Source organism: Cellulomonas wangleii, assembly GCF_018388445.1.
Classification (GTDB): domain Bacteria; phylum Actinomycetota; class Actinomycetes; order Actinomycetales; family Cellulomonadaceae; genus Cellulomonas; species Cellulomonas wangleii.
In genome coordinates this window covers 3,078,481-3,096,794 of the sequence record NZ_CP074405.1, presented here as the reverse complement: position 1 = coordinate 3,096,794, position 18,314 = coordinate 3,078,481, and the positions used below count along the sequence as shown (strand labels likewise).

Sequence of the window (18,314 nt, the reverse complement as noted above, 5' to 3'; positions counted from 1 at the left end):
TCGCGCCATGCCTCAGCCCCCCGTCGCCGCGCCCGCTGCCGGTGGCCGTCGTGCGCTCCGTGCGCCGCTGGCCCCGCGGGTGGTCGACGTCGACGTCGTCGTCGTGGGGGCGGGGCAGGCAGGGCTCTCCGCCGCGTACCACCTGGCCCGCACGGGGCTCGTCGCGGTCGGGTCGCGCGGCTGGGAGCGGGCGCGCGGCACGTTCGTGGTGCTGGACGCGAACCACCGCGCCGGGGGCGCCTGGCAGCACCGCTGGCGCTCGCTGACCATGGCGGACGCGCACCACGTGCACGACCTGCCGGGGATGCCGCTGGCGGTCGCCGACCCGGCCGAGGCGGCGGCCGACGCGGTGCCCTACTACTTCGCCCAGTACGAGGAGGCGTTCGGCCTCAACGTGCAGCGTCCCGTGCGGGTCGAGCGCGTCGACCGGGCACCGGACGGTGACGAGCCCCGGTTCCTCGTCACGACGCGGCACGTCGACCACCCCGACGCCGTCGTCGTGTGGTCGGCACGCGGGGTCGTCAACGCGTCCGGCACCTGGGGCAAGCCGTTCTGGCCGGCGTACCCCGGACGCGGTGCGTTCCGGGGTCGGCAGCTGCACGCCCGCGACTTCCGCAGCGCCGCCGACCTGGCGGACGGGCACGTGGTGGTGGTCGGCGGCGGCACCTCGGCCGTGCAGCTGCTGCTGCAGGTCGCGCAGGTCACCTCGACCACCTGGGTGACCCGCCGCCCGCCCGCGTGGGTCGACGAGGACTTCACACCGGAGCTGGGCCGCGACGCCGTGGCCCGGGTGGACGACCGCGTACGCGCCGGGCTGGTGCCCGAGTCGGTCGTCTCCGTCACCGGTCTGCCGCTGACCCCTGCGTACCGCGCGGGGATCGAGGCCGGTGTGCTGCGCGCGCGCCCGGTGTTCACGCGCATCGTCGGCGACGGCGTGGTGTGGGAGACCGCGGGCGCGGCGGAGCCGACCCCCGCGGCGGACGGACGGTCGGGGACCGGCGGCTGGGTGCCGGGCCCGCCCTTCGTCGAGGCGCGCACGATCCTGTGGGCGACCGGGTTCCGGGCCTCGCTCGACCACCTGGCACCTCTGGGGCTGCGATCCCCGGGCGGCGGCATCGCGATGGACGGCACCCAGGTCGTGGCCGAGCCCCGCCTCCAGCTCGTCGGGTACGGGCCGAGCGCGTCGACCGTCGGTGCCAACCGTGCAGGCCGGGAGGCGGCGCGCCGGCTGCGGCGCGAGCTGCGCTGGTGAGCCGGACCCGCCCGGCCTGAGCCGCACGCCGCCGGTACGCCCGTCGACCCCGCCCCGGGGGGGGAGGGGGCGGGGCCGACGGGGTGGGCGTGCGCGCGGCGCACGCCCGGTCAGGGGGTGGTCAGCGGCAGGTGACCGGGACGGTCCCGGTCGGGGCGGTGCCCGACCCGATGAACCCGTAGGTGACGGTCCGGCCGGCGCCCAGGGAGCCGTTCCACGCGGCGTTGGTGGCGGTCACCGTCGTGCCGGTCGTGCTGAACGTGGCGCTCCAGCCCTGCGCGACCCCCGCGCCGCCCGGCAGGGTGAACGTCGTCGTCCAGCCCTCGAGCGCCCGCGAGCCCGCCGTGACGTCGACGGTGCCCTGGAATCCGCCGGGCCACGCGTTGGCGACCGTGAGCCGCGCCGTGCAGGCGGTGCCCGTGCCGGGCGTCGGCGTGACGGTCGGCGTGACGGTCGGGGTGGGCGTCACCGTCGGGGTCACGGTCGGGGTGGGCGTCACCGTCGGGCTGGCCGTCGGCGTGGGCGTCGCGCCGGAGAAGAACGTCGCCGTCCGGGCCGTCTGCTCGATGCCGTTCACGCCGTCGAAGATCAGCGTGCCCCACGTGGTCTTCCGCGCCGGGTCGAAGGCGGTGACCATGTCGAGGTACTCGACGCCGCCACCGTTGCCGGACCACGACCAGCCGTAGTACCCGATGCCGCGCTCGACGGCCTCGCGCATGATCGTCGCCTCGTCGGGGTTGCCGTCGGAGTGGTCGTACCCGAACTCCCCGATGACCAGCGGCAGGCCCTTCGCCTCGAACGCGTCGAGGTACGAGGTGATGGTCGACGCCTGCGCGTACACGCCGTACATGTGCACGGAGAACAGGGTGTTGCCGTCGGGGTCGGCGGCGGCGACGGTCTGCGCCTGGTCGCGCATGATGCCCTTCCAGTCCTGCCCCCACATCGGCGCGTCGACGACGATGTTGTGGCGCAGGCCCGCGGCGCGCAGCTTCTTCACCGCGGCCGCCGTGTCGGCGGCCCAGCCGGCCGACACGGCGTCGTCGTTGCCGTACGGCTCGTTGCCGATGTTGACCTGGACGAAGTCCTCGGTGCCCTGGAGCACGGGCTTCAGGGACACCCAGTAGTCGGCGGCCGCGTCGAGGGTGACGGCGCCCGACTGCTCGCCGTAACCGGTGGTGTCGTGCACCTCCAGCATGCAGACCAGCTGGTTGGCGCGGCACTGCGCGATCACGTCGGCGACGTCGGCGGCGTCGTTCTGCGTCCACCGCCCGCCGTCGGACAGGACGACCCGCAGCGCGTTGGCGCCCGCGGCGCGGATCGCCGGGATCGCCCGGTCGGTCTCGTGGGGGTACCAGGTGTGGGCGTGGCTGACGCCGCGGGCGACGAACGGCGTGCCGTCCTGCTCGACCAGCTGCGTGCCCGAGATGTGCAGGCCGACGGGGTCGGCCGCGGTGGCGGTGGTGGCCGCGACGGTCAGCCCGCCGAGTGCCAGGAGCGCGGTGCCGCAGGCAGCGGCTGCGCGCAGGGAGGTGCTCTTCATCGACGTCCTCGTTCCGCGAAGGTGTCCGGGGCGCGCTGTTCGTCGCCGGTGGTGGTGCGGCGGCGGGCGCGGCCGTCAGACAACCAGCAGCCCTGGGGCCACTCCATCGGTGAAGCGTTTCGCCGCGGCATCGCGCGGAACCGCTTCAACGACGCCCGTCGTGCGCCCGTGACCCGGCACGAGAACGGCCCCGGGGCAGTGCCCCGGGGCCGTCCTCACACGATGCGGGCGTGCGTCAGTCCGCGGCCGCGGCGGCCGGCTTCGCGAGTCCCTGGGCGATGAGGTCCATGACCGAGGAGTCCGCGAGGGTGGTCGCGTCACCGACCTGCCGGTGCTCGGCGACGTCCCGCAGCAGGCGCCGCATGATCTTGCCGGAGCGGGTCTTCGGCAGCTCGGCGACCACGAGGATCTGCCGCGGCTTGGCGATCGGGCCGATCTCCTTGGCCACGTGGGTGCGCAGCGTCTCCTGCACGGCCGCGGCCTCGGCGTCGGCAGCCTCCGTGGCGTCGCCGCGCAGGATGACGAACGCGACGACCGCCTGGCCCGTCGTCTCGTCCGTCGCCCCCACCACGGCGGCCTCCGCCACCCACGGGTGCGACACGAGCGCCGACTCGATCTCCGTGGTCGACAGCCGGTGGCCGGACACGTTCATCACGTCGTCCACGCGGCCCAGCAGCCAGATGTCCCCGTCGGCGTCCTTCTTGGCGCCGTCACCGGCGAAGTAGAGGTCGGTGAAGCGCGACCAGTACGTGTCCTTGTACCGCTCGGGGTCGCCCCAGATCCCGCGGAGCATCGCGGGCCACGGCTCGGTGACGACGAGGTACCCGCCACCCCCGTTCGGCACAGGCTTCGCGTCGTCGTCCACGACGTCCGCCGCGATGCCCGGCAGCGGCACCTGCGCGGACCCCGGCTTGGTCCCGGTGACGCCGGGCAGGGGGCTGATCATGATCGCGCCCGTCTCCGTCTGCCACCACGTGTCGACGATCGGTGTGCGGTCGCCGCCGATGACCCGGCGGTACCACATCCACGCCTCGGGGTTGATGGGCTCACCGACCGACCCGAGCACGCGCAGGGAGGACAGGTCGAACTCCCCGGGGATCTCCTCGCCCCACTTCATGCAGGTGCGGATGGCGGTGGGGGCGGTGTAGAGGATCGTCACGCCGTACTTCTGGACGATCTCCCACCAGCGGCCGCGGTGCGGCGTGTCCGGCGTGCCCTCGTAGATGACCTGCGTGGCGCCGTTGAGCAGCGGCCCGTACACGACGTACGTGTGCCCCGTGATCCAGCCGACGTCCGCCGTGCACCAGTACACGTCGGTCTCCGGCTTCAGGTCGAAGACGTTGAGGTGCGTGTACGCCGCCTGCGTGAGGTAGCCGCCGGTCGTGTGGAAGATGCCCTTGGGCTTCCCGGTCGTGCCGGAGGTGTAGAGGATGAACAGCGGGTGCTCCGCCTCCACGTCCACGGGCGTGTGCTGCGCGGACGCCGCCTCGACCGCGTCGTGCCACCAGACGTCGCGGCCCTGCGTCCACTCCACGGGCTGGCCGGTGCGCCGCACCACGAGCACGTGCGCGACGGTGGGGGCGCCCTTGGCGAGCGCCTCGTCCACCGCGGGCTTCAGCGCGGACGGCTTGCCACGGCGGAACCCGCCGTCGGACGTGACGACGAGCTTGGCCTCGGCGTCCAGGATCCGCGAGCTCAGCGCCTCGGCCGAGAACCCGCCGAACACCACGGAGTGGGGGGCACCGATGCGGGCGCACGCGAGCATCGTCACGACCGCCTCGGGGATCAGCGGCAGGTAGATCGCGACCCGGTCGCCCGTGCCCACGCCCAGGGCCGTGATCGCGTTGGCCGCCTTGGAGACCTCGCGCTGCAGGTCCGCGTACGTCAGCGTGCGGGTGTCGCCGCCCTCGCCCTCGAAGTGCAGGGCGACACGGTCGCCGCGCCCCTCCTCGACGTGCCGGTCCACCGCGTTGTACGCGGCGTTCAGCCGACCGTCGGCGAACCAGCGGGCGAACGGGGCGTCGGACCAGTCGAGCGTCTGCGTGAACGGCGTCGACCAGGTGAGCAGCTCGCGCGCCTGGTCCGCCCAGAAGCCGGGCCGGTCCGCGTTGGCCCACGCGTACACGTCGGCGGTCGCGTTGGCCTGGGCGGCGAACTCGGCCGAGGGCGGGAAGCGACGCTCCTCGGACAGCAGGTTCTCCAGCCCCGCGGAGGGCTCCGCAGTCGGCGGCGGGGGGTTCGTCGGGGGGGCAGACGGTTCGGTCACGGTGTCTCCTACGCAGCGGCTTCGGTGCGATGGTGGGTCTGACCAGTGCGGTCCTCGTCCCCGGACCTTAGTCCCGGGAGCCGTCCGCGCGCACCGCCTCGCGGCGCCGACCGTGCCCTCAGGCCGCCCGGTTGCGCTCGCGGAAGGCGCCGAGCCGCACCCCGTGGCGTCGGGCGAGCGCGACCGTGACGCCGCCGGTCAGCAGCAGCACGCCGGCCGCGATCGACGTCCCCGACGTGCCGGCGACGGTCACCTGCGACGCGGTGAGGTGCCACGCGTCGGACCCGACGACCTCGAGCGTGGTGGAGCGGGCGATGCCCGGCGCGTACAGCTGCACCCCGCCGACGACGCCCAGCACGAGGCCCGCCGTCAGGGGGACGGCCGCGGTCCACAGGCCCAGCAGCAGCAGCGCCGCGAGGAGCACGGCGCCCGCACTGACCAGCACGATGCCCAGCAGCTCGAGCGAGGCGTCCCAACCGTCGGCCTGGACGCGCAGGATGCGGCTCTGGCCCAGCAGCAGCAGACCGAGCGCGGCGGGTGCCAGCAGGAGGCCGACCAGCACGCCGAGCACGTGCGTGCCCGTGCGGGGTGTGCGCGGGGCGTTCGGGTCGGGGAAGAGCTCGTCGTCCGCGGTCGAGCGGTCCGCGCGCGTCCGGGCGCCGCGCTCGGCGTGGTCGGTGCCGTCGGGGTCGGGTGCGGTCCGTGCCTCCGGTGCCTCACCGGCGGGGGAGGCGGCCGGCGCGGGCCGTCCGGCGGTGGGCGTCGGGGCGCGCACGGGGTCCGGGGCGTCGGCGTCGGGCGGCGTGGGGGCGGGCCGCTGCACCGCGTGGCGGCCGGTGTCCGTCTCGCTCGCGTCGGCGGGGGTCGCACCCGGCGTGCCGCCCGTGGTCGGGCGGTCGCCCGGTCGCTCGGGGTCCGTGGTGCTCACGCGTGCTCCTCGGGTCGGGGTGGCGCGTCGTGCGACGCCCTGCGAGGCCACGCTATTGCGCGCGTGCGCCGCTCGCCGGTCGGCGCGCGGCGCACGGCCCGCGGCGGCGCGTCAGCCGCGGCCGACGGGCTGCGGCGGTGCCGGGGCGACCGCGTCGTGCGCCGAGGCGTCCGCGTCCGCCGCCCGGACGGGGGTGCGGCCGTCGTCCGCGGGGGAGGCGTGCGGTGCGGGGGCGGTCGCGACGGGCGCCTGGACGTCGCCCGGCAGCGCGGGCACGCGCGCGCCGTACGCGTAGGCCGCACCCACCAGCAGCGCACCGCCGATGGTGTTGCCGACACCCACCGCCACGAGGTTCCGGGCGAACTCGGCGACCGTCGCCTCGGGCAGCCCGGCGTACAGGCCCAGCGAGAACGTCGTCATGTTGGCGACGACGTGCTCGAAGCCGGAGGTGATGAAGACCAGCACGCAGGCGAAGACGGCGACGATCCGGGCGCTCTCGCTCGTGAGCCGGGCCCAGCACCACACGGCCAGGCAGACGAGCAGGTTGCACAGCACACCGCGCACGACGAGCTGTGCCGTCGTCGCCTCCGCCTTGTGGGCGATCATCCCGGCGATCGCCTCCCCGCCGGCGGTCCCGGGCGCCAGCACCCCCGACGCGTGCAGGAGCCCGGCGAAGGCCATCGCGCCGAGCAGGTTGCCGCCCAGGCAGGCGAGCAGCGTCAGGCCGGCCCGGCCCCACGTGATGCGGCGTGTCATCGCACCCTGGGTGAGGATCATCATGGCGCTGGTGGCGAGCTCGCCGCCGGCCACCAGCACGATGGTCAGCGCGATGCCGAACACGGCGCCGTTGACGAGCGGCGCCCACGGCGAGCCGGCGACGGTCAGGGGACCGCCGGCGGTGACCATGATGAGGACGCCGATGCCGATGTAGGCACCGGCCAGCATCGTCCGGACCAGGAACAGACCCGGTGACCGGGTCAGGTCGACCTTGTGCGTGGCGGCGTCGGCGTGCGCGGCGACGGCTTCGGTGATCGTGAGCACGGCACCATCGTCCCCCCCGGTCAGAGGCCCTGGGTGGGACGAAAGCACCCGTCCGGAACACGCGCTCGGCGTCGATCCGGTAACGACCGCAGAGGTCACTTGACCAGCGGCCACGGGGGCGCATAGCGTCCGGCACATCGGCAGATGTATCGTTAATACTCTACTTCTGGCGATACATCCGATGTACCCCGGCGACGACGCCGACGGGGCGTCGGGCCGGTGGCGTGACGCGGCGGACCGCACGCGTCAGCGGTGTCGTTTTTCCCTGCTCCAACGCCCGGGTCGTCGCCTGGGACCGGATCTCGAAGAGGAGAGCCCTGATGGCACGTGCGGGACATATGGCAGGACGGCGGACGCGATCGGCGCGTGCGGCCGGTGCGCTGACGCTGGTGGGTGCGCTCGCGCTCGCCGCCTGCGGCAGCGGGGACGGCGGGGAGGCCACCGCCGACGGTGAGGCCAAGGACCTCGAGTGCTCGACCGAGGCGGTCGCGGACAAGCCGTGGAAGGCCGCGGAGCCGCGCGAGTTCTCGCTGCTCTGGACCGACTGGGCCGACTTCCCGATCACGGACAGCTGGGAGTTCTTCGACGAGATCGAGGAGCGGACGAACGTCAAGCTCAACCTGACGAACATCCCGTTCAGCGACGCGACCGAGAAGCGCAGCCTCCTGATCAGCGCCGGTGACGCGCCCCAGATCATCCCGCTCGTGTACACGGGTGAGGAGCGCCAGTTCGCGGCCTCCGGCGCCGTGGTGCCGCTGAGCGACTACGCCGACTACATGCCCAACTTCCAGAAGTACGTGGACGAGTGGGACCTGCGCGACATGGTCGACGACCTCCGGCAGGAGGACGGCAAGTACTACATGACGCCGGGTCTCCAGGAGGTCTCCGTCCCGACCTTCACGCTGATCATCCGCAAGGACGTCTTCGACGAGGTCGGCGCCCCGGCGCCCGAGACCTGGGAGGACCTCCAGAAGGGCATGGAGCTCATCAAGGCCAAGTACCCGGACAGCACGCCGCTGGCCGACGGCTTCGAGGGCCAGTCGATGATCAACTACGCGGCCCACGCCTTCGGCACGGTCGGTGGCTGGGGCTTCGGCGACGGCGCCTGGTGGGACGAGGACAAGGGCGAGTTCGTGTACGCCGCCACGACCGACGGCTACAAGGACATGGTCACGTACTTCGCCGGGCTCAACGAGGCCGGGCTGCTCGACAGCGAGTCCTTCACGGCTGCCGACGACGGCGGCGGCACGGTGACCGAGAAGTTCGCGGAGGAGAAGGTCTTCGCGGCTTCGGGTGGCTCGTGGACCGTCCAGGAGTTCGCGACGGCGCTCGACGCCGCAGGTGTCACGGACTACGAGCTCGTCCAGATCGCGCCCCCGGCCGGTCCGGCCGGCGACTTCGTCGAGCCGCGCAACTTCTGGAACGGGTTCATGCTCACCAAGGACGCGGTGAACGACCCGAACTTCTGCGACCTGCTCGCGTTCACGGACTGGCTCTACTACAACCCGGAGGCGCGCGAGCTCATCCAGTGGGGTGTCGAGGGCGAGCACTACACCAAGGACGCCGAGGGCAAGTACACCCTCGAGCCCGACTTCAAGCTCACGAACCTCAACCTGAACCCGTCCGGCACGATCGACCTCAAGAAGGACCTCGGTTACGCCAACGACGTCTTCGCCGGGTCGACCGAGTCGCGCGCGCTCAAGGAGTCCTACAACGTCCCGGCGTTCGTCGAGTACATCGACTCGGTGCAGTCGACGCGCACGCCGCGGGACCCGTTCCCGCCGCACCCGCTCGACGAGGTCGAGCTCGAGCAGGCCTCGCTGCTGAGCACCCCGCTCAAGGACACGGTGGACACGGCGACCCTCGGGTTCATCCTCGGGCAGAAGGACCTCTCGGAGTGGGACGCGTACGTGTCCGGGCTTGAGGGCCAGGGCCTGTCGGGCTACATGGACCTGATCAACGGCGCTCGTGAGCGCGCCGAGAACAGCTGACCGACGCTCGACGAGGTGCGGTGGGCCGGTCCCTCACGGGGCCGGCCCGCCGTACCACCGAACCGCTCACGAAGGAGTGAGAGATGAGCGCTGCTCACGCGACGGGTGACGCACTCGCGACCACGGTCCCGGTGCCACCCTCGGGGACGACCTCCCCGTCGAGGGACGGTCAGGACCCCGGCAAGAAGGACGCACGGCCTCCCGTGCGGAAGATCGGGTGGCGGCACACCATGCGCCGCGACTGGGTGCTCTACGCGATGGCGCTGGTACCGGTGCTGTTCCTGCTGGTGTTCCGGTACGTGCCGATGTTCGGCAACATCATCGCCTTCCGGCGGTTCCGGGCGGGTGGCAGCATCTTCGGCGACGAATGGGTCGGGATGCGCTACGTCGAGCTGTTCCTCAACGACCCCAACTTCTGGAACGTCTTCGGCAACACGGTGATCCTCGGTGGGCTCACCCTGATCTTCTGCTTCCCCCTGCCGATCGTCCTCGCGCTCCTGCTCAACGAGGTGCGCAAGAAGGCGTTCAAGCGAGTCATCCAGTCGATCTCCTACCTGCCGCACTTCCTCTCTGTCGTCATCGTGGTCGGCATGCTCATGCAGCTCCTGTCGCTGCAGGGCACGGTCAACCAGATCATCGAGGCGATGGGCGGGGAGGCCATCCCGTTCCTGCAGCGTGCCGAGTGGTTCCGCACCGTGTACGTCACCTCCGAGGTCTGGCAGACCGTCGGCTGGGGCACGATCCTCTACCTCGCGGCCCTCACCACGGTCGACGCCTCGCTCTACGAGGCGGCCCGGATCGACGGCGCCAACCGGTGGCGCCAGACCTGGCACATCACGCTGCCGGGCATCCGCCCGACGATGATCACGCTGCTCATCCTCAACATCGGGCTGTTCCTCAACGTCGGGTTCGAGAAGGTCCTGCTCCTGTACAACCCGCTGACCTACGCCACGGGTGACGTCGTCTCGACGTACCTCTACCGCGTGGGTCTGGTTGCCAACAACTTCAGCTACGCGACGGCCATCGGACTGTTCCAGGCGATCATCGGCCTCGTGATGATCCTCACCGCGAACTTCGTGTCGCGCCGAGTGGTAGGAGCAAGCCTGTGGTGACCCAGAGCGCACTCACGTCGACGCCGTCGGCCGGCGGCGGTGTGTCCGTCGGGCCGCGCGACTCGAAGAGCTACAAGGCGTTCACGTGGTTCAACGGCACGTTCCTCGTGGTGCTGTGCGGGTTCATGCTGTACCCGTTCGTCACGGTGCTGGCGCAGTCGTTCAGCAGTGCCGGCGCGGTCAAGGCCGGCATGGTCAACGTCTGGCCCGTCGGCTTCAACCTGACCACCTACAAGGTGGTCATCGCGAACGACCTGTTCTGGTCGTCGTACAAGAACACCGTCGTCTACACGCTCGTCGGCACGACGATCGCCATGGTGCTGACGACGCTGCTCGCCTACGTGCTCGCGAGGCGCGCACTGCGCGGGCGGAACATCCTCATCGGCATCGCCGTGTTCACGATGTTCTTCAACGGCGGCCTCATCCCGAACTACGTGCTCATCCAGACCCTCGGGCTGAAGAACACGATGTGGGCGGTGGTGCTCCCGGGAGCGATCTCGGTGTTCAACCTCCTCGTCATGAAGTCGTTCTTCGAGAACATGCCCACGGAGCTCGAGGAGGCCGCGCAGATCGACGGGCTCGGCTGGTGGGGGATCTTCCGGCGGATCGTGCTGCCGCTGTCGAAGGCGGTCATCGCGACGATGATCCTCTTCTACTCGGTGGCGATCTGGAACGACTGGTTCGCGGCCTTCCTGTACCTCGACAAGCAGGAGCTGTTCCCGGTGACGCTGTACCTGCGCAACATGATTGCGGGTGCCTCGTCGACCGCCTCCCAGGGCGCGGCGGCCTCCGGGTCCAGCACGTCGGAGATCGCGGCGAACATCCAGGCGGTCACGATGATCCTCACGATCATCCCCGTGCTGTGCATCTACCCGTTCGTGCAGCGGTACTTCGTGTCCGGCATCATGCTCGGCTCCGTCAAGGGCTGACCGACGACGACGGGCCCCGCTCCGGACGACCGGAGCGGGGCCCGTCCGCGTGCCCGGGGCACGCGGGCCGCGGCTCCCGTCAGGTCGTGCGCAGGCGGACCGCGGCGATCTCACCGGTCTCGGGACGAGGCCCGGCGTGCCCCTGCTCCGCCTCTGCCGCCTGCCGCACCGCCGCCGCCACGGCCGAGGTCGCCTCGGCGTTGAAGACGCTGGGGACGATGTACGTGGGGTTGAGCTCGTCCGGGTGGACGACCGACGCCAGCGCGTACGCCGCGGCGAGCAGCATCGACTCCGTGACGGTGCGGGACTGCGCGTCGAGCAGGCCGCGGAAGACGCCGGGGAACGCCAGCACGTTGTTGATCTGGTTGGCGAAGTCGGAGCGGCCCGTGCCGACGACGGCCGCGTGGCGTGCCGCGTCGTCGGGGTCCACCTCGGGGCGGGGGTTGGCCAGCGCGAACACGATCGCGTCGCCGGCCATGCGAGCCACGTCGTCCCCGGTGATGACGTCGGGCGCCGACAGGCCGATGAAGACGTCGGCGCCGACGACCGCGTCACGCAGCGCGCCGGTCAGGCCCCGGTGGTTGGTGGCCTCCGCGGTCCAGCGCAGCGACGGGCTCAGCCCGGGGCGGGCGTGATGCACGACCCCGTCGACGTCGGCGACGACCACGTCGCGCACCCCGGCGGCCAGCAGCAGCCGCAGGACGGCCGTGCCCGCCGCGCCCGCGCCGGACATGACCACGCGGACCTCACCGATCCGCTTGCCGACCACCTGCAGCGCGTTGTGCAGCGCGGCGACGACGACGATGGCCGTGCCGTGCTGGTCGTCGTGGAAGACCGGGATGTCCAGGCGCTCACGCAGGCGGCGCTCGATCTCGAAGCACCGCGGTGCGGAGATGTCCTCGAGGTTGATGCCGGCGAAGGCGGGCGCGATCGCCACCACCGTCTCCACGATGCGGTCCACGTCGGTCGTGTCGAGGCAGATCGGGAACGCGTCGATGCCGGCGAACCGCTTGAACAGCACGGCCTTGCCCTCCATCACGGGCAGCGCCGCCAGCGGGCCGATGTCGCCGAGGCCGAGCACGGCGGTGCCGTCGGTGACCACCGCGATGGTGTTGCGCTTGATGGTCAGGCGCCGGGCGTCCTCGGGGTGGTCCGCGATCGCGCGGCAGACGCGGGCCACGCCGGGCGTGTACGCCATCGACAGGTCGTCGCGGTTGCGCAGCGGCACCTTGGACTCGATCGACAGCTTGCCGCCCAGGTGCATGAGGAACGTGCGGTCGGACACCCGCTGCACCACCACGCCCTCGAGCTCGTCGAGAGCCTGGACGACGTCCGCGGCGTGGTCGGCGTCGCGGGTGGCGCACGTGACGTCGACGGTCATCGTCTCGTGGAAGGACGCCGTGACGTCCAGCGCGGTGACGATCCCCCCGGAGCGCTCGATCGCGGTGGTGAGGTCGGAGACCGCCGTCGGGCGGGCGCGGACCTCCAGACGGGCGGTGATGGACGACGAGACGGAGGGCGCGAGGACCATGCGGACATTGTGGACGTGCAGGTGCCCGCAGCGCCTCCGGCCACGCCGGACCGTGCCGGGTCGCCACGCCGCTAGCATCGTCGCGTGCCGACCCCGCCGTTCGTCCTGGCCCTGCGTGAACGCGTCGGGCACCAGCTGCTCTGGCTGCCCGGGGCCACCGCCGTGGTGCTGCGGGAGGACGGCCCCCGCCCCCGCCTCCTGCTGGTGCGGCGCGCCGACACCGGTGAGTGGACGCCCGTGACGGGCATCGTCGACCCGGGTGAGGAGCCCGCGGCCGCGGCCGTGCGCGAGGTGCTCGAGGAGGCCGACGTCGTGGCCACGGCGCAGCGGCTCGCGCAGGTCAGCGTCGTGGGGCCGGTGGTGTACGAGAACGGTGACCGGTCGCAGTACCTCGACCTGACGTTCCGCTGCCGCTGGGTGTCGGGCGAGCCGTTCCCCGCGGACGGTGAGAACACGGACGCGCGCTGGTTCGACCTGGACGACCTGCCGCCCATGGCGCCGGACATGGTCTCGCGTGTGGCGGCGGCGCTGCCGGCGCGGGGCGAGGCCGAGTTCACGGCGTGAGCCGTCCGGGGGGCGACCCGCTCGCGGGCCTGGTCGACCTGCCCGGCGTGACCGACGCCGTGGCCGCGGCGCGCGCGGCGTGCGAGGAGCTGCGCTGGCACGAGGCCTTCCGGCGGCGGTGGCGCGAGGTGCGGGCCGAGGCCGGTCTGCGTGCCGCGGCGGCGTCGGCGGCGCTGGACGGGGCGCCGGTCGGCGTGGAGGCCGTGCGGGCGTGGGCCACCGGGACGGCGGCGCCGACGGGCGGCGCGGAGGCTGTCGCCGCGGGTGCGTTGCGGGCGCAGGGTGTCGTGGAGTCGCAGCTGCCCGCGCTGGGGGCCCGCGGCGGTGCCCCGGGCGCGCCGTTGCCGCAGGTGCTCGCGCGGCTGCACGCCGCCGCGGCGGCGGACCTGCTGCCGGCGGACCTGGTGGGCAGGCCGCGCACCGGACCCCCGGGCGACCTGCGCGGTCTGGGCACGGCGCCGTCGGCGGACCAGGCGGTGGCCCGGACCGCCGCCGTGCTCGCCGACGCCGGTGCCACCCGGGCGCCCGCCCTCGTGGTGGTGGCGGTCGTGCACGGCGAGCTGCTGGCGGTCCGGCCGTTCGCCGCGGCCAACGGCGTGGTCGCTCGCGCGGCGGCGCGACTGCTGGCCGTGCGCACGGGCCTGGACCCCACGGGGACGGTGCTGCCGGAGGTGGTGTGGCAGGAGGCGCCGCCGGTGTACCTCGCGGGTGCGGCGCGCTACGCGGCGGGCGACCCCGATGCGGTCGCGGCCTGGGTCGTGGCGTACGCCGGGGCCGTGGTGCGGGGCGCGCAGGTCGCGCGGGGCGTCGCGGACGAGGTGCTGGCGGGGCGCCGGGCGGCGGGTCCGTCGGGCCCCTGAGCGACGTCCGGGGCAGCGGGTCCGTCGCCGTGAGCGAGGACCGCGGGAGTGATCATGCGTGCAACCTCTCGGTCGCTCCGGGACCAGCCCGGTCGACCCGCCCTAGGGGGGCGATCCTGCGCGTGGGTGCTCCCGCGGCCCTGCAGGTGGTGTCCTATACCCGCGCACGGAGCCGCTGCAACTCCCACGGGTGTCCTCGCAGGTCAGCTGCGCTTCCGGGTCGCATGGTGAGAACGGCGGACCGTCACGCGGGACGCCGTCGTCGGCGCCACCACCACACCGTGACGGCTGCCGCCGCGAGCACCGTGAGGACGGCGCCGGTGGTCACGCGCACCTGCGTGTCGAGCCGGCGCAGCGGCACGGGGCGGCGGAAGGCGAGCACCTCCCAGCCGCGCTCCTCGGCGATCCGGCGCAGCGCGCGGTCGGGGTTGACGACGTGCGCCCGCCCGACGGCCGCGAGCATGGGGACGTCCGTCACCGAGTCCGAGTACGCGAAGCTCGTGGTCAGGTCGTAGCCCCGGGTCGCCGCCAGCTCCCGGATCGCGACGGCCTTGTTCTCGCCGTAGGCGTAGAAGTCGATCTCCCCGGTGTACCGGCCGTCGGCCACGGCCATGCGCGTCGCGACGACGGCGTCCGCACCGAGCATCTCGGCGATCGGCTCGACGACCTCGGCGCCGGATGCCGACACGACGACGACGTCGCGCCCGGCGGCCCGGTGGGCGTTGATGAGCTCGACCGCCTCCGCGTACACCGTGGGGTCGATGGACTCGTGCAGGGTCTGGCGCACCACCGCCGACACGAGGTCCACGTCCCAGCCCACCACGGTGCGCGACAGCTGCGCCCGCAGGCGCTCCGTCGCGGCCTCGTCGGCACCGCCCAGCAGGTACGCGAGCTGCGCGTACGCCGACGCGACGACCGAGCGGCGCGTCAGCAGACCCTCCGCGAGGAAGCCGCGGGAGAAGGCCGTCGCCGACGACGTCGCGATGATCGTCTTGTCGAGGTCGAAGAAGGCGGCCGGCCGTGCGTGCTGCGCGCGCGGCTGCCCGCTGCGTGGCGGCGCGCCGCGCGACGGGTCGGCGGGCTGCTGGTCGGCCATGACGCTCCACGGCTCGGGGACGAGGACCCTGACCTGCGCGAGCGTAGCGGGAGGGACCGACAGGCGCCGGTCGCGCGCTCAGTCGGGGGTGTCGCGGTCCGTCCCGCCGGGCAGGCCCGTGCAGTCGACCGCTACCGGCGGATGGGTGCGCAGGTAGTCGCGGGCACCGGTGTCGCCGTCGAGCGCCTGGCGCAGGGCCGCCCAGTGGTCCCGACCGAGGAGCACCGGGTGCCCGGGTGCGCCCGCGAAGGTGGCGCGACGCAGGTCGCCCGGACCGACGGGTCCGGCGGTCACCCGGGACACGGCGCGCGCGTCGAGGTCCGGCAGGTCGACCAGGGTGACGACGACCGCCGTGGCGGGGGAGTCGTCCAGGCCGGCCAGCCCCGCGGCGAGCGACGCCCCCATGCCGCGCGCCCAGTCGTCGGCGACGACGGCGTCGGTGCCCGTCGGCACGAGCGCGCGGGCCTCGTCGGCCCCCGCACCGAGCACGACGCGCACGCCCGCGCACCCGCCACCGCGCAGCGCGTCCGCGGCCCGGTGCAGCCACGGCACGCCGTCGGTGGCGCACAGCGCCTTGGGCCGGCCCATGCGGGTGCCGGCCCCGGCGGCCAGGACGAGCCCGAGCAGGTGCTCAGGCACGCCCCGCCGCCGGTCCGAACCGCGACAGGACCCACTGCTCCAGCAGCTGGGCGAGCGTGTAGAGCACCAGCGACGCGACGGTCACCACGACCACCAGCGCCCACACCTTGGTGTTCTGCGCCCGGCCGACCGCCGACACGACGCCGTAGCCGATGCCCCCGCCCGTGGCCAGCCACTCGGCGATCAGGGCACCGGTGATCGCCCCGGGCACGGAGATCCGCACGGCCGCGAACACGGCCGGCAGTGCCGCGGGCAGCTGCACGAGCCGCAGCACCGTGCGCGGGCCACCGCCCAGCACCGTCACGACGTCACGCATCTGCGGCGACGCCGAGCGCAGCCCCAGCACGATCGTCACGAGCGCCGGGAAGAGCACGACGATGCCGCTCATGACCGCGACCGACGCCACGCCCCGCCCGACGAGCAGGACGATCACCGGCGCCAGCGCGATCAGCGGCACCGACCGGAAGAGCATCGCGACGGGCATGATCGCGCCCTCCGCCGTGCGCGAGAGCACCATGGCGGCGGCCAGCAGGAGCGCGGCGGTCATGCCGGTGACGAAGCCGATCGACGCGTCGGTGAGCGTGCGCCCCAGGAGCGCCAGCACCTCGGTGCGGCTCTCGAGCGCGTCGGGGTCGCTCACCAGGTACTCCCACACCTCCGCAGGCCCCTTGCCGACGTACGGCGACACGTTGAGCACCGTCAGCAGCGCCACCCACGCGACCAGCACGACGACGGTGGTCGCGGTCGCGTCGAGCAGCACGCGGCCCGCGCGGCGCCACGCCGGGTGGGCACCGGCCCGCACCGGCTGCTCGGGCGCCACGGGCGCGGTGACCGGGGCGCTCACGACGCACCCCCGTCGCGTCCCCCGGCCCAGGGCGTGACGAGGCGAGCGAGCAGCGCGAACAGGCCGTAGCCCGCCCCGGCAACCAGGCCGCACACCAGGGCGATGCCCCAGGCGCGCTCGGCGTTCAGCGACTGACCGGCGTTGACGAGCGCCGGTCCGACGCCGCGGTCCACACCGCCGATGTACTCGCCGAGGATCGCGCCGAGCAGTGCCGCGGGGGCGGCGATCTGCAGGGCGCCGATGATGCCGGGCAGCGCCGCGACCAGACGCACGCGGACCAGCTGCTGCCAGCGCCCACCGCCGAAGACGGTGACGACGTCGAGGCTCGCGGGGTCCGCGGACCGGAAGCCGAGCACGGCGCCCACGACGGTGGTGAAGAAGACCGACAGCGCGGCGAGCACGACGGCGGTGCCGGACGGCTCACCGGACGGTGGCGGGCCGATGACGATGTAGAGGATCGGGGTGATCGCGACGAGCGGCAGGCAGTAGCTGATGACCGCGACCTGCATGATCAGCCGCTCGAGCGCGGGCACGAGGAGCACCAGCGACGCGAGGAAGAGGGCCAGGCCGTTGCCGACCGCGAAGCCCCGCACGGCCTCCTGGAGCGTGACGGACAGGTGCGTCACGTAGAAGCCCACGCCGTCCGCCGCGAAGCCCTGCAGCACGCCCACCGGCGTGGGCAGGGTGCTGTCGGCGAGCACGGTGACGGCGGCGAGCCACCAGACTGCGACGATGCCGAGGACGCCGGCCGCGCCGGGGGCGGCCCGGCGGCCGAGGCCCGCGAGCCGCCGCGCACCGGTGCCGGCGGCGGGTGCGCCACCCGGGACGGTGCCGGTCGTCGTGCCGCCCCCCGCGTCACCGGGTGCGACGTCCGCGGCGGCGCTCACGCCGCGCCCTCCGGCGCCGCGGCACCGCCGAACAGCAGCTCGGACGCGTGGTCGTGCAGGGCGTGGAACTCCGGCGTCCGCATCATCTCCGGCGTGCGCGGTCGGGGCAGGTCGACCTGCAGGACCTCCTTGACCCGGCCAGGTCGCGGGCTCATGACCGCGACCTGGTCGGACAGGAAGATCGCCTCGCCGATGCCGTGGGTGACCATGAGCGTGGTCGCAGGCTTCTCGGTCCAGATGCGCAGCAGCTCGAGGTTGAGGCGCTGGCGGGTCATGTCGTCCAGCGCCCCGAACGGTTCGTCGAGCAGCAGCACCGAGGGCTGCACCACCAGCGCCCGGGCGATGGACACGCGCTGGCGCATGCCCCCCGAGAGCTGCGCGGGCTTGGCCTTCTCGAAGCCCTCGAGGCCCACCAGCCGCACGAGATCGGCGACCAGGGCGTCGTCCACGGGGGTGCCGGCGACCTCGAACGGCAGCCGGATGTTGGCCACCACGCTGCGCCACGGCAGCAGCGCGGAGTCCTGGAACGCGATGCCGAGCGCGTGCTCCGCGCGCAGCTCCACCGGGGTGCGCCCCTCGACGAGCGCGGAGCCCGTCGTGGGCTCCTCCAGCCCGGCCAGGATCCGCAGGATCGTCGACTTGCCGCAGCCCGACGGCCCGAGCAGCGACAGGAAGCTGCCCTTGTCGGTGAACAGGGTCGTGTCCTGCAGCGCGGTGACGTGGCGACGGCCGGACGTGAACGTCTTGCCCAGGCCGTCGAGGCGCACACCGGTGCCCAGCGAACCCGCGGGGGTCCGCCGGGCACCGGCGTCGTGCTGCACATCCGTCACGGAC

16 protein-coding genes are annotated in these 18,314 nt (G+C 73.4%); 6 read left to right on the top strand and 10 right to left on the bottom strand.

Translation table 11 applies throughout. The annotated features are described in order from the left end of the window. Window positions 1–7: 7 nt before the first annotated feature. Window positions 8–1,252, top strand: a complete 1,245-nt coding sequence (locus KG103_RS14250; protein ID WP_207339189.1) for an NAD(P)-binding domain-containing protein — start codon at window positions 8–10, stop codon at window positions 1,250–1,252. A gap of 121 nt (window positions 1,253–1,373) precedes the next feature. Here the strand turns inward: KG103_RS14250 and KG103_RS14245 are convergent, their stop codons facing one another. The 4 genes from KG103_RS14245 to KG103_RS14230 all read right to left on the bottom strand — a co-directional run bounded on the left by KG103_RS14245 (window position 1,374) and on the right by KG103_RS14230 (window position 7,027). Beyond that, window positions 1,374–2,792, bottom strand: a complete 1,419-nt coding sequence (locus tag KG103_RS14245) for a cellulase family glycosylhydrolase (RefSeq protein WP_207339188.1) — start codon at window positions 2,790–2,792, stop codon at window positions 1,374–1,376. Window positions 2,793–3,027: 235 nt separating this feature from the next. Then, complete coding sequence (gene acs / locus KG103_RS14240) at window positions 3,028–5,058, bottom strand: acetate--CoA ligase (protein WP_372434842.1); 2,031 nt, start codon at window positions 5,056–5,058, stop codon at window positions 3,028–3,030. Between the two features lie 118 nt (window positions 5,059–5,176). Then, window positions 5,177–5,986 carry a hypothetical protein gene (locus KG103_RS14235; protein ID WP_207339187.1) on the bottom strand — a complete coding sequence of 270 codons (810 nt, stop codon included), beginning with the start codon at window positions 5,984–5,986 and terminating at the stop codon, window positions 5,177–5,179. Between the two features lie 111 nt (window positions 5,987–6,097). Further along, window positions 6,098–7,027 carry a formate/nitrite transporter family protein gene (locus KG103_RS14230; RefSeq protein WP_207339186.1) on the bottom strand — a complete coding sequence of 310 codons (930 nt, stop codon included), beginning with the start codon at window positions 7,025–7,027 and terminating at the stop codon, window positions 6,098–6,100. A gap of 338 nt (window positions 7,028–7,365) precedes the next feature. On the opposite strand from KG103_RS14230, the gene KG103_RS14225 reads away from it, so the two are divergent. From KG103_RS14225 to KG103_RS14215, 3 genes are all read left to right on the top strand, one after another. Then, window positions 7,366–9,018: an ABC transporter substrate-binding protein gene (locus tag KG103_RS14225; protein ID WP_242635215.1), complete on the top strand. Its 1,653-nt coding sequence runs from the start codon at window positions 7,366–7,368 to the stop codon at window positions 9,016–9,018. An 83-nt stretch (window positions 9,019–9,101) separates the two neighbouring features. Beyond that, window positions 9,102–10,130 (top strand): ABC transporter permease, encoded by a 1,029-nt coding sequence (locus KG103_RS14220; RefSeq protein WP_207339184.1) that lies wholly within the window; start codon window positions 9,102–9,104, stop codon window positions 10,128–10,130. Then, window positions 10,127–11,059, top strand: coding sequence for a carbohydrate ABC transporter permease (locus KG103_RS14215; RefSeq protein WP_207339183.1), 933 nt, complete (start codon window positions 10,127–10,129; stop codon window positions 11,057–11,059). Before KG103_RS14220 ends, KG103_RS14215 begins: the two co-directional genes overlap by 4 nt. A 79-nt stretch (window positions 11,060–11,138) precedes the next feature. Here the strand turns inward: KG103_RS14215 and KG103_RS14210 are convergent, their stop codons facing one another. Next, window positions 11,139–12,590 carry an NAD-dependent malic enzyme gene (locus tag KG103_RS14210; protein WP_207339182.1) on the bottom strand — a complete coding sequence of 484 codons (1,452 nt, stop codon included), beginning with the start codon at window positions 12,588–12,590 and terminating at the stop codon, window positions 11,139–11,141. Window positions 12,591–12,674: 84 nt separating this feature from the next. Between KG103_RS14210 and KG103_RS14205 the strand changes: the two genes are divergently transcribed. Together KG103_RS14205 and KG103_RS14200 are read left to right on the top strand one after the other, a co-directional pair. Continuing rightward, window positions 12,675–13,154, top strand: a complete 480-nt coding sequence (locus tag KG103_RS14205; protein ID WP_207339181.1) for an NUDIX hydrolase — start codon at window positions 12,675–12,677, stop codon at window positions 13,152–13,154. After that, a complete protein-coding gene (locus tag KG103_RS14200) occupies window positions 13,151–14,014 on the top strand; it encodes a Fic family protein (RefSeq protein WP_207339180.1) in 864 nt (287 codons plus the stop codon). The genes KG103_RS14205 and KG103_RS14200 overlap by 4 nt, the downstream gene beginning before the upstream one ends. A 244-nt stretch (window positions 14,015–14,258) precedes the next feature. Here KG103_RS14200 and KG103_RS14195 read toward each other — a convergent pair whose 3' ends face one another. The 5 genes from KG103_RS14195 to KG103_RS14175 all read right to left on the bottom strand — a co-directional run bounded on the left by KG103_RS14195 (window position 14,259) and on the right by KG103_RS14175 (window position 18,310). Continuing rightward, the gene (locus tag KG103_RS14195) at window positions 14,259–15,110 is read right to left on the bottom strand and encodes an HAD family hydrolase (RefSeq protein ID WP_207339179.1); all 852 of its coding nucleotides are present in this window, start codon (window positions 15,108–15,110) and stop codon (window positions 14,259–14,261) included. Window positions 15,111–15,188: 78 nt separating this feature from the next. Continuing rightward, the gene (locus tag KG103_RS14190; RefSeq protein WP_207339178.1) at window positions 15,189–15,749 is read right to left on the bottom strand and encodes a nucleotidyltransferase family protein; all 561 of its coding nucleotides are present in this window, start codon (window positions 15,747–15,749) and stop codon (window positions 15,189–15,191) included. Further along, entirely contained in the window at window positions 15,742–16,593 is an 852-nt protein-coding gene (locus tag KG103_RS14185) for an ABC transporter permease (RefSeq protein ID WP_249670604.1), read from the bottom strand. The genes KG103_RS14190 and KG103_RS14185 overlap by 8 nt, the downstream gene beginning before the upstream one ends. After that, the gene (locus KG103_RS14180; RefSeq protein WP_207339177.1) at window positions 16,590–17,480 is read right to left on the bottom strand and encodes an ABC transporter permease; all 891 of its coding nucleotides are present in this window, start codon (window positions 17,478–17,480) and stop codon (window positions 16,590–16,592) included. The genes KG103_RS14185 and KG103_RS14180 overlap by 4 nt, the downstream gene beginning before the upstream one ends. Continuing rightward, entirely contained in the window at window positions 17,477–18,310 is an 834-nt protein-coding gene (locus tag KG103_RS14175; RefSeq protein ID WP_207339176.1) for an ABC transporter ATP-binding protein, read from the bottom strand. Before KG103_RS14175 ends, KG103_RS14180 begins: the two co-directional genes overlap by 4 nt. Between the last annotated feature and the right edge of the window lie 4 nt (window positions 18,311–18,314).

Coding starts and splice junctions, on each gene's coding strand:
- KG103_RS14250 (WP_207339189.1), top strand. CDS start 8: ATGCCTCAGCCCCCCGTCGCCGCGCCCGCTGCCGGTGGCCGTCGTGCG.
- KG103_RS14245 (WP_207339188.1), bottom strand. CDS start 2,792: ATGAAGAGCACCTCCCTGCGCGCAGCCGCTGCCTGCGGCACCGCGCTC.
- KG103_RS14225 (WP_242635215.1), top strand. CDS start 7,366: ATGGCAGGACGGCGGACGCGATCGGCGCGTGCGGCCGGTGCGCTGACG.
- KG103_RS14220 (WP_207339184.1), top strand. CDS start 9,102: ATGAGCGCTGCTCACGCGACGGGTGACGCACTCGCGACCACGGTCCCG.
- KG103_RS14210 (WP_207339182.1), bottom strand. CDS start 12,590: ATGGTCCTCGCGCCCTCCGTCTCGTCGTCCATCACCGCCCGTCTGGAG.
- KG103_RS14195 (WP_207339179.1), bottom strand. CDS start 15,110: ATGGCCGACCAGCAGCCCGCCGACCCGTCGCGCGGCGCGCCGCCACGC.